Consider the following 20929-nt stretch of genomic DNA (forward strand, 5'->3'; position numbering starts at 1 on the left):
GAGTTTTGGAATAAAGATGAGGAGAAACGAATTATGCTTGGATTTGGTTCTTCTTTTGAAAATCGAATAGCTTATAAATATTTATTTGATTAAAAAATTGTTGTTTTTAAGTATAACTTTAAAATTTTTGATTTATGCTATCAAATAAAATTATTTTAATTTGTATATAAATATATTGACATTATACATAAGTTATATAAAATGTGTTATAAATAAGTAATAACAAAATAATGTTCTTAGTTTATATATTGATAATAGGGATATATAAAAAATTATAAGAATCACAAAAATAATATTTAAATAATGAAAAGAGAAAAATCTGTACTAGAAAGTAATATCTATTGCAGATTTTTTTGTTTCTATTATTTATTTGAATAAATTTATAAATAATGAAATATTAATCTATTATTGTTGTTTTGAATAGGTTGAATATATCCTATATTTATTATATAATATAATAAAGAAAGGAAGTGATATAATGCAAGTTAATTTAAAAAATTTAGTTTCAATGACAGAAGCAAATCAAAATTTTTCAAAAGTTGCAAGATTAGTTGACGAAAACGGAGCAGCTGTTATTTTAAAAAATAATGTACCTAAATATGTTATTATTGAATATAATGAAATTAAAAAAGAAGATGTTATTAAAGAAGCCAAAGATGAAACAGTTGAAGAAGTTTCTAAAAGAATTTTAAGCAAGCATATAAGAGCTTTTGAGGAGCTGGCAAAATGATTATATTAACTAAAAAACAAATTATAGATATGCATAAATTATTGATAAGACATACAGGAGGTCTTGATGGTATTAGAGATGATAATTTATTAGAATCTGCTGTTAATAATCCTTTTCAAACATTTATGGGAGAAGAATTATATCCAACAATAGAGAAAAAAGCAGCTGCTCTCTGTTATGGATTAGTAAATAATCATGCATTTCATGATGGAAATAAGCGTATAGGTGTCTTAGCTATGCTTACATTTTTAGAGTTAAATAGCATAATTATTAATTGTAGTGATGAAGAAATTATAATTCTTGGTCTTGAAATTGCTTCAGGTAAATTTGAACAAGAAGATATTATTACTTGGATTAAAAAATATTCTTAATTTAAAGATTTATTATTTTAAAAACCTATTATGTGTTCAGATATATATTATTATGAGTGCTTGCTATTTTAGTTATTGTTCTTTAATTGTATAATATTAGATATATATTAACAAAGAAATTATAAATTTAGCCAATGATTAGGTTTATTATACTTACTAATATTATTTTAAATATAAATAATTCTAAACATGAGAATTTTATTATAGTAGATATTTAAAGACTTATCATATATGGGAATTAGGAGATATTGTTATGAAGAGAGAATTAGGAATTGCACGATGTGGGCTTGCCTGTTGTTTATGTTCTGAAAACGTAACTGTGGTGGCTGTGATTCAGGTAAATGTCCAGATAAGAACTGGTGTGAAAATAGAAGATGTTCAATTTCTAAAAAATTTTCACATTGTTATGAATGTAATGAAAAATGTAGAAAAGGATTATTAGATAAAATTAAACCTTATGCTTTTACAGAATTTGCTAGAAGGTACGGTGAAGATTATCTTTTAGATTGCCTAGAAAGAAATGAGAAAAATGGAGTAATTTATCATCGTGAAGGAATAGATGGTGATTATGACAATTTTAATGATGTAGAGAAACTAATAGAATTTATAAGAACAGAAAATTATAGATAAGATAAAAAGTGAGTTTATTGAGTTTCATATCATCAGAACAACTTAATCCGAATTTTTAAAACTGAATATCAGATATTATCATTTATTACACGAAGTAGAAAATCAGAAATAGTATGTTAAAGTTAGGTGATAACTTAATTTGAGGTTTGAGAATCTTGTAAATTTGTAGTATACTAAGAATGATTAAAATAATTAAATAGTTTTATATTTAATGAAAAGAGAAAAATTCATAATAGAATAAAATATCTATTATGGATTTTTTTGTTTCCATTAATTCTTTCAAAGAAAGGAAACAAAGAAACACAAAATTTTTTGAAAAATAACCCTACACCAAGGGACAAGTGTTTCCATATGTCATACTATTTATATCGTCATGATGGGATGAGTAGTCAAACATGATGACATAGTCAAAAAAGCCCGAGAAATCAACGTTTTCAGAGGTTTTTTGAATGATTTTTAGGCTTAAAAAAATTCGATTTTCATAGATGACATGGCAAAAATTAGGCAAAAAATCGATTTAAAGCGATGTGATTTTAAGTTCACATCGCTTTTTTTGTATCTTAAAATATATGTCAAAATTTAACAAATTCATTTTATAACCATTTTTTAAAAAAATATTTCGCAAATTATGACGAAAAATAACAATCATAATCACAATAAGTGATTATATTGTGTTTTATAAAATAAAAACTTAATATGGGTGATTTTTATATACTCGTACTATAAAGGGGGGATGAGTAACTAAAAATTATTTTATGGCAGTACAAATTAAAGTACTGCTTTTTTATTGCCATTTTTAATATAGAGTAGTTATTATTTATACATATATACTAATTTTTACAATTAAATTTTGGAGATATAAACTTTAAAAATTAACATATGTTAATGAGCTTGGGATATTAATTGTTTATAATATAAAAATATAGGAAATGGAGGTATATTATGGAATTATATGATTTTTATTCAAATGTTTTAAATATAAAAAATGATACTATTGTAATGGAATTAAGTTCTTTATCTAAGATTAAATTTGTAAACAAAGGATTTATGGTAGCTGAAGCTGAAAAACCACAAACAAATTTATACTTTTTAATAGAAGGTGTTTTTCGTGGATTTTTTTATGACGAAAAAGGAAGTGAAATTACAGATTGTTTAGGATTTGAGTGTGGACAACCTCTTGTGTCAGCCTTTGCCTTTAGAGAAAAAAGCGATATATATATAAGTGCTGTAACTAATGCAAAAGTGGTTGAAATTAAATTATCTGATATAAAAGATAGAATTGGAAAATATAAAGAGTTATTAACTTTATATAATGAACTATTGTATAAATCTCTAGAATCACATTGGAAATTGAAAGAAATAAGATATAGAATGAGTGCGATTGAGAGATATAATTGGTTTCTTGAGGTATATCCTAACCTAAATAATTATATAAGAGACAAGGATATAGCTTCTTTTTTAGGCATGAGTCCGGTTACATTATGTAGAATTAAAAAATAAAATTACAATTGATATTTATAATCAATGTAATAACTTTTGGGGGTTTTTATGAGGTTTTTAATAGGCGGTATTGTGAGTTTAGGGTTATCTCTATTTATATATAGTACTGTTTTTGCTAATGATAGTATTGAAAATATATTTAATTATTATGAAGAAAATAGTAATTATCATGTATATCAAAATGATGAATTTCTCCGTAGTTTTTCTGATTATGATGAAGCTGTTGAATATGCAAAGTTATGGAGTCATTCAACAGTAATATACAATGGTTTAATATGGCATAATACTAATGGTATTGACGAACAAGTAGTATTACCAAGTATAGGAAATACAACAATTAAAACAGAGCCTATGGCGATATTTCAAGATGATATACTTCTAGCATATAAGGAAAATTTTCAAGACGCTTGTGCATATGCAAAGTTATATGCAAATAGTTTTGTTGGAGGAGCTATTCCTGTATGGGATAATTATGAACAGTATTATTATATAGAAAATAATTTAAGGGTGAGTTGTAGTACAGTTCAGGATTATATAAAAATTAAAAAGTCATATCCTAATATTTCACCATTATATTATTCAAACAGTGATAATATTGCTTATGAAAAAACATATGAATGCAACCATATAATAAAAAATGTTCCTAAAATAGCTCAAAATCCACAGCTTCCTAGAGGTTGTGAGGTTACAAGTTTAGCTATGATTCTTAATTATAACGGAATAAATGTTTCTAAAATGAAGTTAGCTGATGAAATTGTAAAAATACCATATAAGGAAGACCCTAACAAGGGATTTATAGGTGATATGTATAGTCTAAGAACTTTTGGTCTTGGAGTTTATCATACACCAATTAAAAATTTAGCTGAAAATTATGTTGGCAATAGGGTTTTAGATTTGACAGGTTGTGAATTTGAGGATTTATATTACTATATAAAAAACAATAAACCTGTTTGGGTAATTAATAATTCAAGGTTTAGATATCTTGACGACAGTTATTTCAATTATTGGAATACACCTTCAGGTGTAATAAAAATTACATATAAAGAACATTCGGTTGTAATCACAGGCATAGACAATAATTATGTTTATATAAATGACCCTCTAACAGGTGGTTCGAGAAAATTGAACAAGAGCAATTTTATAGCAGGTTGGAAACAGATGGGAAGTCAATGTATAGTCATAAATTAATTATAATAGATAAAACAAACCAGAATTTAAAAAAATAAGGGGGATTGTATTATGAGAAATTATTTAAAAAAGACAGTTGCTTTGATAACTGCAATGGTTACTACTCTTGGTTGTTCAAGCATGGCTATGGCGGGAGGGTTTCGATTAAATGCTTCTGGATATTTAAGTGAACTAACACCTACATCAGCAACTATAAGATTTGAGTTAGATGATGAGCAAGAACAGGGATTTGGTTGGACAAAAAATGAAGAGGATGAAAAAAAGATTGAGGGTGCATACTTAAAATTTGATTTTAGTAAAGAAATCAATGATATTAATATTAGTAACAAAAATTTTATTTCTGAAGATGAAGGTGCTGAACTAACAAATCCTCTTGGATTCATTAATTTTATTGTTGAAGACGGTACAGAAGTAACAATAAGCACTTCAGATGGTATGGGATTTTTTATTAGGGAAGAAAGTCCTCTTGGATTTGGTATGACATCTGAGCTTAAGTCTCTAGATGAAATTGAAATTAATAAAAATATACGTACGATGGTATATGCAGGAAACAACATGTATACATCAGAAGGTGGTACTATAACTAATGAAACAGTACCTTTGTCAGATAATCATTCCTTTATTGCTAAAATTGCTGAAAGTAAGAGTGATAAAGAAAGGGCGTATGCAAGTTATAAAATAAAAGAGTTTTCAGAATTAATGTTAATACCTTCTGAGGGTATATTCAGCGACTTTTCTTTTGCTGTAACTCCTTATGAAGGAGACAGAGAAAGTTCTATCTATGATGTTATTAAAGAATTTAATGGTGATATTACAGAAAGTGAAAGTAGAAAGCCAAATGAACCAGAAATAACAGTTTCCAGAACAAATTCTACAGTATTGATAGATGGAAAAATACAGCTTTCCAATCTTATAATATAAATGGATATAATTATTTCAAACTTAGAGACATTGCAATGGCATTAAATGGAACAGACAAAAATTTTGAAGTTGGTTGGGACGCTGAAAAGGGTGCAATAGGTATTACAAAAGGTAAAGCTTATACAGTAGTAGGTGGAGAGATGGCTATATCATCTTCAAATAATACAAATGCAGTTAAAAGTAATGCTATATTATATGTTGATGGTGTAAAAACAAATCTTGATGCTTACACAATAGATGGTAATACATATTTCCAGCTTAGAGATATTGGTAAATTTATAGATTTTGGAGTTTTATGGGATAGTACACAGAATGCTATAAAAATTGATACATTTGTTGGATATAGCTCATAAAATATAGTTAGTTAAAAAATTCTGGTTTGTTTTAAAAATAAAATATTAAGTAAAACATTAACATCAAGTTTATAATAATTTAATGTCTCATTAAAATCACATTGGAACAGTAAAATTGTTTTAATGTAATATAGTAATTGAATTCGATAAAAATTATTAAGGTTTAATAGATAGATTCAATTATAGGTATATTGCATCTTTTTTAATACCAATATTATTATTAATAACTATATAAGAAATTAAAGGAAAAAGCGATATTTGATTAAGATTAAGTATTATATAAAAAGAATCTGTTAAGTTAATATGGAAATAAAAATATAAAAATATGTTTTTAAAATACATTTCTAAAAAAGAGCATAATTGTAACGATATTTTTGATTATTGTTAGAGTATTTTCCATAACGAAGAATGGAATTAGAAGAACAACGAGGACAGATTATAGAATTATTTTCAAAAGCAATTTTTATAATTATACATGATAACAGCTCCTTTCTAAGGGGGATTAACTTTTGTTTATATAATTATTGTATTCTTAGTAAGGGGTTGTTGTCTATATCATATTAAATTAACAGAAACTATAAAAATAAGGGGGGAAGATTAAATGAAAGATTTAAAAAGGAGAATTTTTAGTGCTATTGTTGCATTATGTATGGTAACAACTATGTTTCCAATATCAGCTTTTGCAACAGAGGACAGTGAATTACCAGTGGAGACTGAGCCGCTGGTTTTAGAAGAAAACTTGCAGCAAAACAGTACAGAGGACAAAATCCAGTCAAATGGGGAAACGGGAACGGATAGCCCTCACATTCTCAGCGAAACCGAGATAGCCTATCCTGTAGAGGGTGGGAATATTTATTTTGATACAGCTACAGGGACAATTACCGATTGTGATGAAGAGGTAACCGAGGCTGTAATCCCAGAAAAAATCGAGGAAGTCAGCGTTACCTCCATTGGGGCGGAGGCGTTTCGTAACTGTAACAGCCTGATCAGTGTGGACATTCCGGACAGCGTCACCAACATTGGATATTCGGTGTTTGAGGACTGCGATAGCCTGGCCAGTGTGACCATCGGAAACGGTGTAACTTCCATTGGAAGTGATGCGTTTGCTTCCTGCACTAGCCTGACTAGTGTGACCATCCCAGACAGCGTCACCTCCATTGGGAATAATGCGTTTTCTAATTGCACCAGCCTGACCAGCGTAACCATCCCGAACAGCGTCACCTCCATTGGGGAATCTGCGTTTTCTGGCTGCGACAGTCTGACCGGGGTGACCATTCCGGACAGCGTGACCTCCATTGAGGATATGGCATTTTATCGCTGCGAGAGCCTGACCAGCGTAACCATCCCGGGCAGCGTGACCTCCATTGGGAATTCTGCGTTTTCTTTCTGCGACAGCCTGACTAGTGTGACCATTAAGGATGGCGTGACCTCCACCGGGACGTGGGCCTTTTCTCACTGCGATAACCTGACCAGTGTGACCATCTCGGACAGCGTCACCTCCATTGATGGGGGGGCGTTTTATGGCTGCGGTAACCTGACCAGCGTAACCATCCCGGACAGCGTTACCTCCATTGGGAAGGATGCGTTTTATTTCTGCGAGAGCCTGACCCGTATAACCATCCCGGACAGCGTCACTTCTATTGGGCAGTTTGCGTTTTCTGACTGCGACAGCCTGACCGATGTCTACTACGGCGGTTCCAAGGCGGAGTGGGCCGCCATTTCGATTGGCACCTTCAATGAGGATCTGACCAGCGCCACTATCCATTACAACAGCACAGGTCCAGATGACCCAGGGATAGAGACATCCATAGGAAGCGTAGAATTTTTCAGTAAGTGGGATTCTGATAAAAAACAGGCTTATTTTGACTACAGTGTTCTTGCCCATTCTGTGACTGATAATACTGAGATATCTCCGAATCAATCTATAGACCAACTAGTTGGAAAATATGTGTTGGTTAAGATGAGTGAAAGTAATCCGCTTGAAATTTCCAGCATAAAACCTGTGGACTCCAAAATTGGTACTGTGACCAATGTAATTGAGGGGAATGGCAATACATCTGTAACCTCCTTGCAACTTGAGGATGGTACTTATGCAGTTGTTAACGGATTGATTGTTTCTGAGGGCATTATTGGGAAACAGGTGCTTTATCATCTTTCTTCTGAGGAAATTGTAGGATATACTGAATTACAAAAAAAGACTGGAACATTGGAGGAATGGGATAATGATTCTAAGCAGCTTGTCATTGATGGTGTAACTTATTTTACAAATTATATAACTGATGAAAGCCTGTTTACAAGTGTAGAGCAGCTTGTGGGACAACGAGTAGAAATACTCTGTCTGGAAGGATTAACTGCATCCTATATATTCCAAATTGCAGAGGCTAAAGAAGACTATCATATTAAAATTTATGCATCTACACCAAACTTTTCTACAAATATTGATGATACAATTGACATTACTTGTTCACTTTATAGAGATGATAAGTTAGTTGAAAATTGGATAGAGCCTGCATTTGTAATAGGAAATGAAAAGGTTATTTCTATATCAGATTACACACGAAAAGATGGAAGCTATTATTTCACTGTTACTGGATTATCAGAGGGACGTTCTAGTCTTACTGTTTCCGACTCATACAGTGGAGCATATATATCATTTGATATTTCTGTTGGAAAATCAGTATCTAAAGCATATAGTTATCGTATGAATGATATTCCGTCATTCGTACCTAATGTATATGGAGAGAGTGTACTCACAAATTTTTACAATATAAATGATTTGTATGTAAATAATTTTTCTTATACCAAAACAAGTGATGGGGGATATGATGTTTCCTTCAATGTTTACAATAAGGGATATATGTATGGATCTGTTGATGTTTATGATAAGGATGGAAAATGGATAAAAAGTGAGAAAATAGATAAATTTTCTGATATTTCTAGTATTTGGGATACTGGTGAAGCAATGTATTATTTGATTGCAGATTCTATTGATGGAAGACTTTTAAGTTATACATCAGGAGTTCTTAGTAAGGAAACTCCAGTTTCAGTACATGTTCCTAAGGATGGCTATCTAACTATTTCTAATAATTTCTCTGAGTCTCCAGGTGTATTTCTATACAATACAGTTGATTATCTTATGCTTAGTATTAATACAATTGTTGATGTTAGTGTAAATGAAGTCCAAACAAGCCAAATCGCTGATGATATTATTGATAAAGCTATTGAAGATATAGATTTTCAAGAATGGTTTATGGATAAGTTCAATGAAATTGCTTTGAACGTGTCCCAAACTTCCCTTGAGTTTGGCTTTGGAGAGGCAGCTAAAGCAATAACAGTGGATGCGGAAGATCTTCTGGATAGTATAGGATTAAACTGGAAAGCTTCGGCAGAAAGTGTTGTTGGAGAGCTTGAATCTGTATTTTCAGTTCTAACAGGACCAGTAGGAATTGTCCTTGATGGATGCTTTGCATTCACAAGCTTGACTTCTTATGTTGTACAAACTAATGATATTTGTTACAGTACAAATGCACCTAGTATTTTAATCCATGTGCCTGACTCTACTAGTAACACAACTACGGTACAGGGCGTCACTGTCACAGCAGGCGATGATGTTATAGATAGTGAAGCGGTATTACAGGTTTTTCGAATTTCAGATACAGATGCCATTGAAATTGTTGGTGGAAAGATTCCAGTTGAAGATTATCGATTGTATAATATATGTTTTGTTAAAAATGAAAAAGAAGTTCAGCCTAATGGAAAAGTTACAGTAAAAATACCTATTCCAAACGAGTATGACAAGAATCGTTGTGTTATTTACAGACAGGAATCTGATGGAAGTTGGGCTATTTTACAAGCTGTAGTAGAGGGGAATTATTTAGTATTTGAAACAAATCATTTTAGCTTATATGCAATTGCTGATGCAAGTACAGTTTCTAGTATTTCAGTTACAGGTGTAGAATTGAATACATCTGAGATTAAACTAAATCAGGTTGAAGATGTTTATCAACTCAAAGCTAACATTTTACCAATAAATGCAACAAATAAATCCGCTACTTGGGTTTCTAGTAACCCTGGTGTAGCTACTGTTGATAATACTGGTTTAGTTACTGCTTTATCAAATGGATCTACTACAATTACAGTTAAAACTATAGATGGTGGTTTTACTGCAAATTGTACAGTCGTTGTCAATATAAAATCTACATCTAGTAGTAGTGGTGGTAGTTCTGGTGGTGGCAGTGTAATGTCTACATCATATACTATCTCAAGTCAAAGTTCAACTGGTGGTAATGTAACAATCAGTGATAAGAATGCGAGTAGAGGTAAAATTATAACTCTTAATGTAACACCTAATGAAGGATATAAACTTGATGTTCTTACTGTATCAGATAAAAATGGTGATTTTGTAGAGCTAACACAGAAATCAGATTTAGAATATACCTTTGTAATGCCTTCCTCAAATGTTACGATAAATGCAAAATTTGTTGAAATTGTAGTTGATACAGATCAAATTATACTATTACCATTTTATGATATTTCGGAAAATGCTTGGTATTATGATGCTGTTAAATACATTTACAAGAATAATATGATGCAAGGTATCTCTGATACAGAATTTGCACCAAACTTATCTATGAATCGAGCTATGATTGTAACAGTATTACATCGCTTAGAAAACACACCTGTAACTACTGGTACAAATCAATTTTCAGATGTTGAATCCAATCAATGGTATACAGAAGCAGTACAATGGGCATTTGAAAATGATATAGTAAAGGTTATAGCAGTGATAAGTTTGCTCCTAAAGGCGGTAACACGGATATAGTGGGGGATTTAACATCTTTTCAGGATGCAGATGATATATCAGATTGGTCAAAAAATGCAATTTCTTGGGCAGTTGGTTCAGGTCTGTTATCTGGTAAAGGCAATAGTATTCTTGATCCTAAAGGAACTGCTACTCGTGCTGAAGTTGCTCAAATATTGATGAATTATTGTATAAAAGCTATATAATTCATTTCAATATATTTTATAGTTATATATAATATTTTAATAAATTATAAAAAGTCTGTTACAGATTAAATGTTCTGTTGCAGGCTTTTTTATTGGAATTTAAAAGAGAAAAATATGTAATAGAAAATAGCTATTATGGATTTTTGTACCTTTAAATTTATGACAAAAAATAACAATCATAATCACAATAAGTGATTATGTTGTGTTTTATAAAATAAAAACTTAAGAGGAGTGATTTTTGCATGTATGTATTGTAAGGGGGGATGAGTAACTAAAATTTATTTTATAGTAGTATGAATTAATTTTTATTGCTGTTAACAAAGAAGAAATAAGAGAGGAGAAATTTTTTATGAGCCATAAGAGTTTAAACAAGATGAAATAGAAGAATTTAAAAAATTTAAGTTATTACTTTTTAAATATAAACAGGGGGTTTTAAATATTGTATATGTAATTATGAAATGCTTAAAAATAGAAAAATAAATTTGTATATGAGTATAAACAAGGCGAGCCTAAGAAGGTTCGCCTTGTTTAATATAAAAATATTATAAGTTTTTTAAAAACAGCCTAAATATTTCATTATCAGTTTCAATATCACGAGTGGTAAGAGCCAGACTTAATTCTTTTATCATAACTTGTAAAAAGAATTGAGCAAAGGAAGTTGCAATGAAATATTGAGTAAGCATCAACTGAAATGTTTCAAATTTTTCTTTGCCAACAAGGTTTATAAGTTTATTTTCTGTTTCTTGAAACTCTATTACATCAACTTCATTACAACAATGATAGTAAATTTCAGTTGTAAAATCAGAAAGTGATTGCTTAATAATATAGTCTGCCACAGATAATATTAAAAGATTTTCATTTGTTTCAGGTTCATGATAATGAATTTTAAGATTTTTTTCTGCTAAGTTCAAAGAATTCTCAACATATTTTTTGAATAAACAATGGATTTTTTCTTGCAAATATGTAAAATCCATTTGCTTTATCAGGTGAAAAAACATTGAAAGATAATGGTCAAGAACATAACTTTTTTCATTGAGAATAAGTTTTAGTTCATTGATTGAGTTAAAAATTTCTGAAAACTTAGGTGTGTTTTCATTGTGGTTAGAAATAAAATGATTAAAAATATCCATAAAATAACCCCTTTACTTTGAAGTTGGCAGAGCCACTTGTGGTATATAAACTCTGATGAGGGGATATGTCAACATATAATTGTTTTCAGAAGAATAAAAAATATCAAAAAATGTGATGTGACAAAAGTATTATAATGGCTGTTTTAGGGCTGTGTTTGCCCTTGTTTAAAGATTTGTGAAGGAGGCGGGAAATTATACCTAAATAAAAATAAAGCCTGTTTAAGGCGATTTTAAGTAAAGTTGAAAAATATAAAAGCAGTTAAAAACAGAATACGTTAATAAACTTATGCGAACCAAAGAGTTCGCCTTTTTTATGCCTATATTTGCCCTTGTGTGAAGTTATTGTAAGGAGGTGGTGTTATTAATCAGCAAGATGTAATAAAGGCAAATTTGGGCAAATATTAAGACGTTTCAAAAAGAAGGCTTTTATCAAAAAAAGTAGAGTAAAAATAAGCGAAATTTCAAGTGGAGTTTCAAGGCAAAAATATGGCTTTGATAGGGGGGATTTATGAGGAAAACAAAAGTGCAGGTGAAAGTCAGCCATCAAGATGGCTGACGGTTTCCTCAAATCGCCCGCAGTGCGGGGATTTTTTCGCAACGCTCGTAAAATACGATTAACGCTCGTGTCAGAGTTATCCAAGTTAATAAATTAATATTTACTTAGAAAATAAAGAGTTTTAGGCTAACGTTTATGCCGACTCAAAGGAGGTTTTAAGATATATGAATGAAGAATATAAAAAACAAAGATATACAGTATGGCTCACAAAAGAAGCTGTAGATAAAAGTGATTCAGCTGTAATAATAAAAAAATTTGCAAATAGAAGTGATTTTATAGAAAAAGCAATTCATTTTTATTCAGGATACGTTTATCAAGAACAACACTTAGAAATTTTATCTGATATTATTACAGAAGTTATGATAGAAATAGTAAAATTGTACAAAAAATACTATCGAATTTTATATATTAAAAAGTATTATTTTGTCAAATTATAATTGACGAAATTTTATTTTGCTGATATAATACACTTGTAACGAAATAAAAATTCTTATTTTGAGTCGACACAAAATAAAATTTTGTTTTTATTATGAAAGGGAGGTATAATATGGAAATTATATTAGCTGCACATGGAAATCTTTCAGTAGAAATGAAAAATACTGCAGAAATGATTTTCGGAAAGTTAAAAGAATGTTCAATTATTACATTTATTCCAGGGGAAAATACAGAAACACTAAAAACTAAATTTAATGAACTTATAAATAATTTTAATAAAGATGAAAAGATTTTAATAATTGTAGATTTATTTGGAGGTAGTCCTTATAATGCAGCATTTGAAGTTGCAATGAAAAATAACAATATTGAAATTTTAACAGGATTAAGTGTTCCTATGCTTCTTGATATTTTAGTTCAAAGAGAATCAGGTACATATGCTTTTGAAAATTTATTTGATAGCTTAAATAAAGAAGAATATATTCGTTCCTTTAGAAAAATGCTAAAAGAAATAGAAAATGATGATGAGGAGGAATTATAATGAAAATTAATTTATGTAGAATAGATGACAGATTAATTCATGGACAAGTTGCTACTGTATGGGCGAAAGAAGCTAATGCAGAGAGAATTATAATATGTAGTGATGAAGTAGCTAATGATGACATAAGAAAAACATTACTTCTTCAAGTTGGTCCTCCTGGTGTAAAAGTAAGTGTAGTTGATATTGCAAAAGCTATACGTGTTTATAATAATCCTAAATATGAAAATGATACAGTATTTTTCCTTTTTGTGTGTCCTCAAGATGTACTTAGAATGATTGAAGGTGGTGTTCCTATTAGAAGTGTAAATATAGGTGGAATGGCATTTAAAACTGGAAAAACACAAATTACAAAAGCAGTATCGGTTGATGAATCAGATAAAGACGCTTTTAGAAAAATGCATGAAATGGGAGTTGAACTTGAAATAAGACCAGTTGCCACAGATGCAAAAATAGATTTAATGTCAAAAATATAATTTAGATAAAAAGGAGTGTAAATATTATGGAAATAAATACATTACAAATTATATTGATATTTATAGTATCTGGAATTATAGGTATGGGAAGTGTTCTTGACTCATTTCAAACACATAGACCATTGATAGCATGTACTCTTATAGGTTTAATACTTGGAGATATAAAAACAGGAATTATACTTGGAGGAACACTTGAACTTATAGCACTTGGTTGGATGAATATAGGTGCAGCACAATCACCAGACTCTGCACTTGCTAGTGTTATATCAACAATACTTGTAATAGTAGGAAATCAAGAAATAGGAGCAGGTATTGCAGTTGCTCTTCCTCTTGCGGCAGCAGGTCAAGTTTTAACAGTTATAGCGAGAACAATAACAGTTGCTTTTCAGCACGCAGCAGATAAATATGCAGAAGATGCTAATTTTAAAATGATAGATTTTTGTCATATAGCAGCTCTTGTTGTTCAAGCACTTCGTGTAGCTATTCCAGCTTTAATAATTTCTATATTTGTAAGTCCAGAAGGTGTTTCAAATATGCTTGGAATGATTCCAGAATTTGTAACATCAGGTCTTCAAATTGCAAGTGGAATAATAGTTGTTGTTGGTTATGCTATGGTACTTAATATGATGGGTGCAAAATATTTAATGCCATTTTTCTTCCTTGGATTTGTTGTAGCAGCATTTACAGACTTTAATCTTGTTGCATTTGGTATACTTGGTGCAGTAATGGCAATTACATATGTACAATTAAATCCTAAATTTAATATGCCAAAAACAGTAGCTGTAACATCTAATGTATCAAACAATTTAGATGATGATTTAGATGATGAACTTGACTGATTATTTTAGGAGGGGATTTTAATGGAAAATAAAAATACTTCAGAAAAGAAATTAACTAAAGGCGATTTAATAAATATTTGGATTCGTTCAAATTTTCAACAAGCATCTTTTAACTTTGAAAGAATTCACGCACTTGGTTTCTGTTTTGATATGGTACCAGCTATAAAAAGACTTTATAAAACTAAAGAAGAACAGGTTGCAGCATTAAAAAGACATCTTTTATTCTTTAATGTTACTCCTGCATGTACAGGTCCTATTTTAGGTGTTGTTGGTGCTATGGAAGAAACAAAAGCTAACGGTGCAGATATAAATGATGGTACAATTAATAGTATTAAAGTTGGACTTATGGGACCTTTCTGTGGAGTTGGCGACCCTGTAATGTGGGGAACTTTAAGACCTATAACAGCTGCATTAGGAGCATCACTTGCACTTGGAGGAAGTTTTCTTGGACCTGTGTTATTCTTTGTTCTTTTCAATGCTTTTAGACTTGCATTTTTATGGTTTGGTCTTGATTATGGATATAGAAAAGGTCTTGATATGGTAAAAGATTTATCAGGAAATATTCTTCAGAAATTAACTGAAGGTGCATCTATACTTGGACTTTTTGTTATGGGTGCTCTTGTTTCTAAATGGACTACTATAAATGTACCTATTGTTGTTTCAACTCTTGAAGGTGCAGGTGGAACTATGGTTCAAACAACAGTACAAAATATATTAGACCAATTATTACCAGGATTACTTCCATTAGTTCTTACACTTTTTGTATGTAGACTTTTAAAGAAACGTATGAGTCCTATTTTACTCATATTTATAATATTCTTTATAGGAATTGCTGGTTCATATTTTGGATTCTTAGCATAATTATTAAAGATATTTTTATGCAAAAGAAAAGAGGTAATATTTAGACATGAAAACAAAAGCATTAAGATTATATGGTGAAAAGGATATAAGAATTGAAGAATTTGAACTTCCAGAAATACAAAGTGATGAGATATTAGCAGAAGTAGTTACTGATAGTCTTTGTATGTCAAGTTTTAAAGCTGTATCTCAAGGAGCTAATCATAAAAAAGTTCCTAATAATGTAAGTGAAAATCCAATAATATTAGGACATGAATTTTGCTGTAAAATAATAAAAACTGGTAGTTTATGGCATAATGATTATAAAGAAGGAGATAAATATTGTATTCAACCTAATATAGGTACAAAATCAAATTCAGCTCCTGGATATTCTTATAAATTTATAGGTGGAGATGCAACATATATTATAATACCAAAAGAAGTTATGGAAAATGGTTGCTTACTTCCTTTTAAAGGCGATACTTATTTTGAAGGCTCTTTGGTTGAACCACTTTCTTGTGTAATAGGTGCATTTAATGCTAATTATCATTTGAAAAAGACATTTAGTTATGAACATGTTATGGGAATCAAAGAAGGAGGAAATATTGCTATTTTAGGAGCTACTGGTCCTATGGGATTTCTTGCAATAGACTATGCTATGCATGGACCTAAAAAACCTTCTATGATTGTCGTTACTGGAAGAACACAAAGCAAAATAGATTTAGCAAAAAAACTTTATACACAAGAAGAAGCTGAAAAAGAAGGTATTAAATTAATATATGTTAATACAAGAGATATGGAGAATACAGCTGAATATTTAAAGAGTTTAACAGATAATAATAGAGGTTTTGATGATGTATTTGTATTTGCTCCATCAAAAGAGCTTATAAAAGATGGTGCAGATATATTATCATATGATGGTTGTCTTAATTTCTTTTCAGGACCATCAAATAAAGATTTTTCAGCAGAAATAAATTTTTATGATATACACTACAACGCAACACATTTTCTTGGCACAAGTGGTGGTAATACAGATGATATGAAAGAAGCAATAAAACTTATAGAAGATAAAAAAGTTAATGTATCAAAAATTGCAACACATATACTTGGTTTAGATTCTTCTAAAGAAGCTACATTAAACCTTCCAAATATTTCAGGTGGTAAAAAAATTGTATATACTCATAAATGTTTTCCTTTAATAGAGGTTGATAATATTTTAAATTTAGATAATAATATTATTATAAAAGAAATAAAGGAAATTATAGAAAGAAATAATGGTTTATGGTGTAAAGAGGCTGAAGACTTTTTACTTGATAACGTACCCAACATATAAAGCCTCTTAAATGTGACTATTTGAATCTGTTAAGTTAATATGAAAATAAAAATACAAAAATATGTTTTAAAAATATATTTCTAAAAAAGAGTATATAAAAAAACTGATATTTATTAAATTTTTTAAAATACAAACCAGTTTTTAAGTTCTCTATCAGAATAGGTTACTCCTGCAACATTGGCAAGTGTTAAGTTTGATAAAGAAGAATATTTGTGGATAAAGTTATAATAAAAAATAAAATTAGAAATTAAATCTAAAGCAGAAGAAAAAGAATTAAATCCTTTTTTAGTTTTATACCAAGCTTTAAAGGTTTTATTAAAAGATTCTATAAAATTATTGTTTAAATCATCTGAAAAAGATGAATATACCTTATGCTTAACATTAGAATATATCATAGAAATAGGAATATTATAAGCAGATAAACGGTCTGTAACAATAGTAATAGGTTCTGCATTGGTACCTATTTAAAGATTTTTGAATAAGAAACTTAGAGACAGATTTAAAGAAAGAAACAAAATATCTAATCCAACGATAAATAGAAATATGAGAAACAGATATATTAAACATTTTTCCAAAAATATTTTAATCTGTCTTAAAGAAGTAGAAGACTCAAAATAAAGAGCTAAGGTAGTAAGAATTATATTTGGAGAAAAACGAAATCTTTTAAAAGAAGGTAACATAAATTTAGGAATTAACTTTTTCTTAGCAACAGTACTAAAAATAGGTACTTTAATAGAATGACCAGATTTTTTGGAGGAACATTTGTAATGAATATAAAGTATCATACTTATGCTAAATGAAAGTACTTTTACCACAAATATGATATTTAGGATAACTATTGGTATGTTTAAAGTTTTCGGATAAAGTAAATTGACGTTTACAATGGTTGCAACGATATTTTAATTACTGTTATAATCTTTTCCGTAATGATAAATGGAATTAGAAAAATAACGAGGACAGGTTATAGAATTGTTTTTAAAAGTGATTTTTATAATTATACATGATAACAGCTCCTTTCTTAGAGGAATTAAATTTGTTATATAATATATTATAACTTTAATAAGGGGCTGTTATCTATATCATATTAAAGTAACAGAAACAACTATTTTATTAGGAGGCATATATTTATGAAGGATTGTAATGTTACAGATATAAGAAATACTATATTCGCAATATATGATACTTTGTATGATGCAGAAAAAAAAGTAGCAGATTTTATAATGGCGTATCCAGAAAAGGCAATAGAAATGACAGTTTCAGAACTGTCATTTTCTAGTGAGGCTAGCGAAGCTACTATAATAAGATTTTGTAAAAAATGTGGCTGCAAAGGTTTTCATCATTTAAAAATACAAATGGCTAAAGAAATGAGAGATAAAGAAGATGAAAACATATCAAATGAATTGGATTTTGATAATATAAATCAAACTCTCCAAAATATAATGGCAAATAAAATAGAAGAAATTAGACAAACATTTGAAGGTATAAATGGAAATGAACTAAAAAAAATTATAGATATAATATTAAATGCTAAAATTGTACAGTTTATAGGTTTGGGTAATAATATACCTATAATTTTAGATGCTACATATAAATTTTCACAAATAGGGATAAAAACTGTAACATCTCCTATATGGGAAACTCAACTTGCATCTTTGCATACATTAGAAAAAGAAGATGTAGTTATTGCCATATCAGCATCTGGCTCATCTAAATCAATAATAACAATGTCCGAAGTTGCAAAAAAAAGGGGAGCTACTTTAATAGTTATAACAAATCATTCAAAATCACCTTTAGCTAATATGAGTGATTATCAATTTAATACAGCAACAAGAGAAAAATTATTTTTTGATGAATTTAGTTTTACAAGATTATCTGCTATGGCAGTTATAGAAATATTATTTCTTATGCTAATGGTTAAAAAAAGAGATTCATATAGTAGAATAAGTGAACATGAGCAATCTATGGCAGAAGATAAGTTATAAACGAAAGAAGGAATTTTATTTATGTATAACTCATGGCTTAATATAGAGAATAAAGTAGTAATAGTAACAGGTGGAGCATCAGGAATAGGAAAGGCTATTGCACAAGAATACCTTAATAATGGAGCAAACGTTATAGTTTGCGATATGAACCCTAAAGAGCCGGAATTTGTATTAAATGAAAATAGTGGTAAATCTACATATGTATTAACAGATGTTACAAATTCTCAAAGTATAAATAATATGGTAGAGATTGTAAAACAAAAATTTGGGAAAATAGACATATTAATTAACAATGCTGGTATAAATATACCACGATTATTAGTTGATGCTAATGAGCCAAAAGGAAAATATGAGCTTGATGAAATCACTTGGGATAAAGTGGTAAATGTAAACTTTAAAGGTGTATTTTTATGTTCTCAAGCAGTAGCTAGAGAAATGGTTAAACAAAAAAGTGGAGTAATTATAAATATTTCTAGTGAAAGTGGTTTAGAAGGTTCCGAAGGACAAAGTGTGTATGCTGCTACAAAAAATGCAGTTAATTCTCTTACACGTTCTTGGGCAAAAGAGCTTGGAAAACTTGGTATAAGAGTTGTTGGAGTTGCTCCAGGTATACTTGAAGCAACAGGTTTAAGAACGATTGAATATGAAACTGCTCTTGCATATACCAGAAATATAACAGTTGATGAGCTTAGAGCAGGATATAATAAAACTTCAACAACACCTCTTGGAAGAAGCGGAAAACTTACAGAAGTAGCAGATTTAGTTTGTTATCTTGGAAGTGAAAGAGCAAGTTATATTCATGGTGTCACATATAATATTGCTGGTGGTAAGACTAGAGGATAATATATATTTATTACACAAAGTATAACAATATTTTCTTTTATATGAATTTATTGAAAGGAGAATTTTTGTGGAAAATAAAAGTATAAACTGGGCTATATTAGGTACAGGTGTTGTTGCAAATGAAATGGCAAAAGCTATTAAAAATTCTGGAAAAGAAATATATTCAGTAGGTAATCGTACATATTCAAAAGCTGTTGATTTTGCAAATAAATATGGAATAAAAAAAATATATCAAAAAATAGATGATATGTTTGATGATGAAAATGTTGATGTTATTTATATAACTACTCCACATAATACACATATTGATTTTATACGTAAAGCATTAGCTAATGGAAAACATATTTTATGTGAAAAATCTATTGTATTAAATAGCAATGAACTTAATGAATCTATCACATTAGCTGAAGCTAATAATTTGAAATTAGCTGAAGCTATGACTATATATCATATGCCGCTATATAAAAAATTAAAAGATTTTGTTTTATCCGGAAAGCTTGGACCATTACAAATGATACAAATTAATTTTGGTAGTTATAAAGAATATGATATGACAAATAGATTTTTTAACAAAGAACTTGCTGGTGGTGCACTTTTAGATATAGGTGTTTATGCTATTTCTCTTGCTAGATATTTTATGAGTAAAAAACCAAATAATATTTTATCTCAAGTAAAATATGCTCCAAGTGGAGTTGATGAACAAGCAGGAATACTATTAATGAATGAAAATTCAGAAATGGCAACAATATCATTAACTTTACATGGCAAACAACCAAAACGTGCTAATATTATATATGAAAAAGGATACATAGAAATTATGGAGTATCCTAGAGCAAATAAAGCAAAAATATATTATACAGAAGAAAATAAATTTGAAGAAATTAATACTGGAAATACATCTGATGCATTATATTATGAAATGGAAGATATGGAAAAAGCAATAAATAATATTGAAGATGTTATGAATTTGCAATACACAAAAGATGTTATTGATATAATGACAGAAATACGTAAAAATTGGAATATGTATTATAATTCAGAATTATAAATTATAGATAAAAAAACGGATTTTTTTCATAATCCGTTTTTTATTTTAATATGATATTTATAAAAATTTATAATAAAACAGAGAATAGAGGTTTTAAAATGTTTAAAATAGTAACTAAAAGAAAACTTAATGACGCAGTTACACTTATGGAGATTGAGGCTCCTTTTATTGCAAAAAAAGCAAAAGCAGGACAGTTTATAATCTTCCGTATTGAT

Annotated in this window: 19 protein-coding genes and 1 pseudogene; 18 read left to right on the top strand and 2 right to left on the bottom strand. The window is 29.4% G+C overall.

Annotated elements, in window-relative coordinates; translation table 11 throughout:
* The first annotated feature begins 478 nt into the window (after positions 1-478).
* The 9 genes and pseudogenes from B5E58_RS12030 (at position 479) to B5E58_RS12070 (ending at position 10700) form a co-directional block, all read left to right on the top strand.
* A complete protein-coding gene (locus B5E58_RS12030; RefSeq protein WP_088109903.1) occupies positions 479-730 on the top strand; it encodes a type II toxin-antitoxin system Phd/YefM family antitoxin in 252 nt (83 codons plus the stop codon).
* Complete coding sequence (locus tag B5E58_RS12035) at positions 727-1101, top strand: type II toxin-antitoxin system death-on-curing family toxin (protein WP_088109904.1); 375 nt, start codon at positions 727-729, stop codon at positions 1099-1101. The genes B5E58_RS12030 and B5E58_RS12035 overlap by 4 nt, the downstream gene beginning before the upstream one ends.
* 253 nt (positions 1102-1354) lie before the next feature.
* A pseudogene (locus tag B5E58_RS14010) lies at positions 1355-1731 on the top strand (DUF3795 domain-containing protein).
* Positions 1732-2673: 942 nt separating this feature from the next.
* Positions 2674-3231, top strand: a complete 558-nt coding sequence (locus tag B5E58_RS12045) for a Crp/Fnr family transcriptional regulator (RefSeq protein ID WP_088109905.1) — start codon at positions 2674-2676, stop codon at positions 3229-3231.
* Between the two features lie 48 nt (positions 3232-3279).
* Positions 3280-4419, top strand: a complete 1140-nt coding sequence (locus B5E58_RS12050; protein ID WP_088109906.1) for a C39 family peptidase — start codon at positions 3280-3282, stop codon at positions 4417-4419.
* Positions 4420-4470: 51 nt separating this feature from the next.
* Positions 4471-5340 carry a hypothetical protein gene (locus tag B5E58_RS12055; protein ID WP_088109907.1) on the top strand — a complete coding sequence of 290 codons (870 nt, stop codon included), beginning with the start codon at positions 4471-4473 and terminating at the stop codon, positions 5338-5340.
* 35 nt (positions 5341-5375) lie between these two features.
* Positions 5376-5693: a stalk domain-containing protein gene (locus B5E58_RS12060; RefSeq protein ID WP_088109908.1), complete on the top strand. Its 318-nt coding sequence runs from the start codon at positions 5376-5378 to the stop codon at positions 5691-5693.
* A 601-nt stretch (positions 5694-6294) separates the two neighbouring features.
* Positions 6295-10515, top strand: a complete 4221-nt coding sequence (locus B5E58_RS12065; RefSeq protein ID WP_088109909.1) for a leucine-rich repeat protein — start codon at positions 6295-6297, stop codon at positions 10513-10515.
* Positions 10515-10700 carry an S-layer homology domain-containing protein gene (locus tag B5E58_RS12070; protein ID WP_158097758.1) on the top strand — a complete coding sequence of 62 codons (186 nt, stop codon included), beginning with the start codon at positions 10515-10517 and terminating at the stop codon, positions 10698-10700. The genes B5E58_RS12065 and B5E58_RS12070 overlap by 1 nt, the downstream gene beginning before the upstream one ends.
* A 542-nt stretch (positions 10701-11242) precedes the next feature.
* Here B5E58_RS12070 and B5E58_RS12075 read toward each other — a convergent pair.
* Positions 11243-11830 carry a DUF829 domain-containing protein gene (locus B5E58_RS12075; RefSeq protein WP_088109911.1) on the bottom strand — a complete coding sequence of 196 codons (588 nt, stop codon included), beginning with the start codon at positions 11828-11830 and terminating at the stop codon, positions 11243-11245.
* A 720-nt stretch (positions 11831-12550) separates the two neighbouring features.
* Here B5E58_RS12075 and B5E58_RS12080 point away from each other — a divergent pair.
* The 6 genes from B5E58_RS12080 (at position 12551) to B5E58_RS12105 (ending at position 16841) form a co-directional block, all read left to right on the top strand.
* The gene (locus B5E58_RS12080; protein WP_088109912.1) at positions 12551-12823 is read left to right on the top strand and encodes a hypothetical protein; all 273 of its coding nucleotides are present in this window, start codon (positions 12551-12553) and stop codon (positions 12821-12823) included.
* 110 nt (positions 12824-12933) lie between these two features.
* Entirely contained in the window at positions 12934-13359 is a 426-nt protein-coding gene (locus B5E58_RS12085) for a PTS sugar transporter subunit IIA (protein WP_088109913.1), read from the top strand.
* Positions 13359-13832: a mannose/fructose/sorbose PTS transporter subunit IIB gene (locus B5E58_RS12090; RefSeq protein ID WP_088109914.1), complete on the top strand. Its 474-nt coding sequence runs from the start codon at positions 13359-13361 to the stop codon at positions 13830-13832. Before B5E58_RS12085 ends, B5E58_RS12090 begins: the two co-directional genes overlap by 1 nt.
* A gap of 26 nt (positions 13833-13858) precedes the next feature.
* Positions 13859-14671 (top strand): PTS mannose/fructose/sorbose transporter subunit IIC, encoded by an 813-nt coding sequence (locus B5E58_RS12095; RefSeq protein ID WP_088109915.1) that lies wholly within the window; start codon positions 13859-13861, stop codon positions 14669-14671.
* Between the two features lie 21 nt (positions 14672-14692).
* A complete protein-coding gene (locus tag B5E58_RS12100) occupies positions 14693-15532 on the top strand; it encodes a mannose/fructose/sorbose PTS transporter subunit IID (RefSeq protein WP_088109916.1) in 840 nt (279 codons plus the stop codon).
* Positions 15533-15578: 46 nt separating this feature from the next.
* Entirely contained in the window at positions 15579-16841 is a 1263-nt protein-coding gene (locus B5E58_RS12105) for a zinc-binding dehydrogenase (protein ID WP_088109917.1), read from the top strand.
* 122 nt (positions 16842-16963) lie between these two features.
* Here B5E58_RS12105 and B5E58_RS12110 read toward each other — a convergent pair whose 3' ends face one another.
* A complete protein-coding gene (locus tag B5E58_RS12110; RefSeq protein WP_443080082.1) occupies positions 16964-17236 on the bottom strand; it encodes an integrase core domain-containing protein in 273 nt (90 codons plus the stop codon).
* Between the two features lie 732 nt (positions 17237-17968).
* On the opposite strand from B5E58_RS12110, the gene B5E58_RS12115 reads away from it, so the two are divergent.
* From B5E58_RS12115 to B5E58_RS12125, 3 genes are all read left to right on the top strand, one after another.
* Positions 17969-18823, top strand: a complete 855-nt coding sequence (locus B5E58_RS12115; RefSeq protein WP_088109919.1) for a MurR/RpiR family transcriptional regulator — start codon at positions 17969-17971, stop codon at positions 18821-18823.
* A gap of 21 nt (positions 18824-18844) precedes the next feature.
* Complete coding sequence (locus B5E58_RS12120; protein WP_088109920.1) at positions 18845-19666, top strand: SDR family oxidoreductase; 822 nt, start codon at positions 18845-18847, stop codon at positions 19664-19666.
* Between the two features lie 67 nt (positions 19667-19733).
* The gene (locus B5E58_RS12125; protein WP_088109921.1) at positions 19734-20714 is read left to right on the top strand and encodes a Gfo/Idh/MocA family protein; all 981 of its coding nucleotides are present in this window, start codon (positions 19734-19736) and stop codon (positions 20712-20714) included.
* Positions 20715-20929 lie beyond the last annotated feature (215 nt).

The organism is Tyzzerella sp. An114 (genome assembly GCF_002161055.1).
GTDB lineage: Bacteria > Bacillota > Clostridia > Lachnospirales > Anaerotignaceae > Fimicola > Fimicola cottocaccae.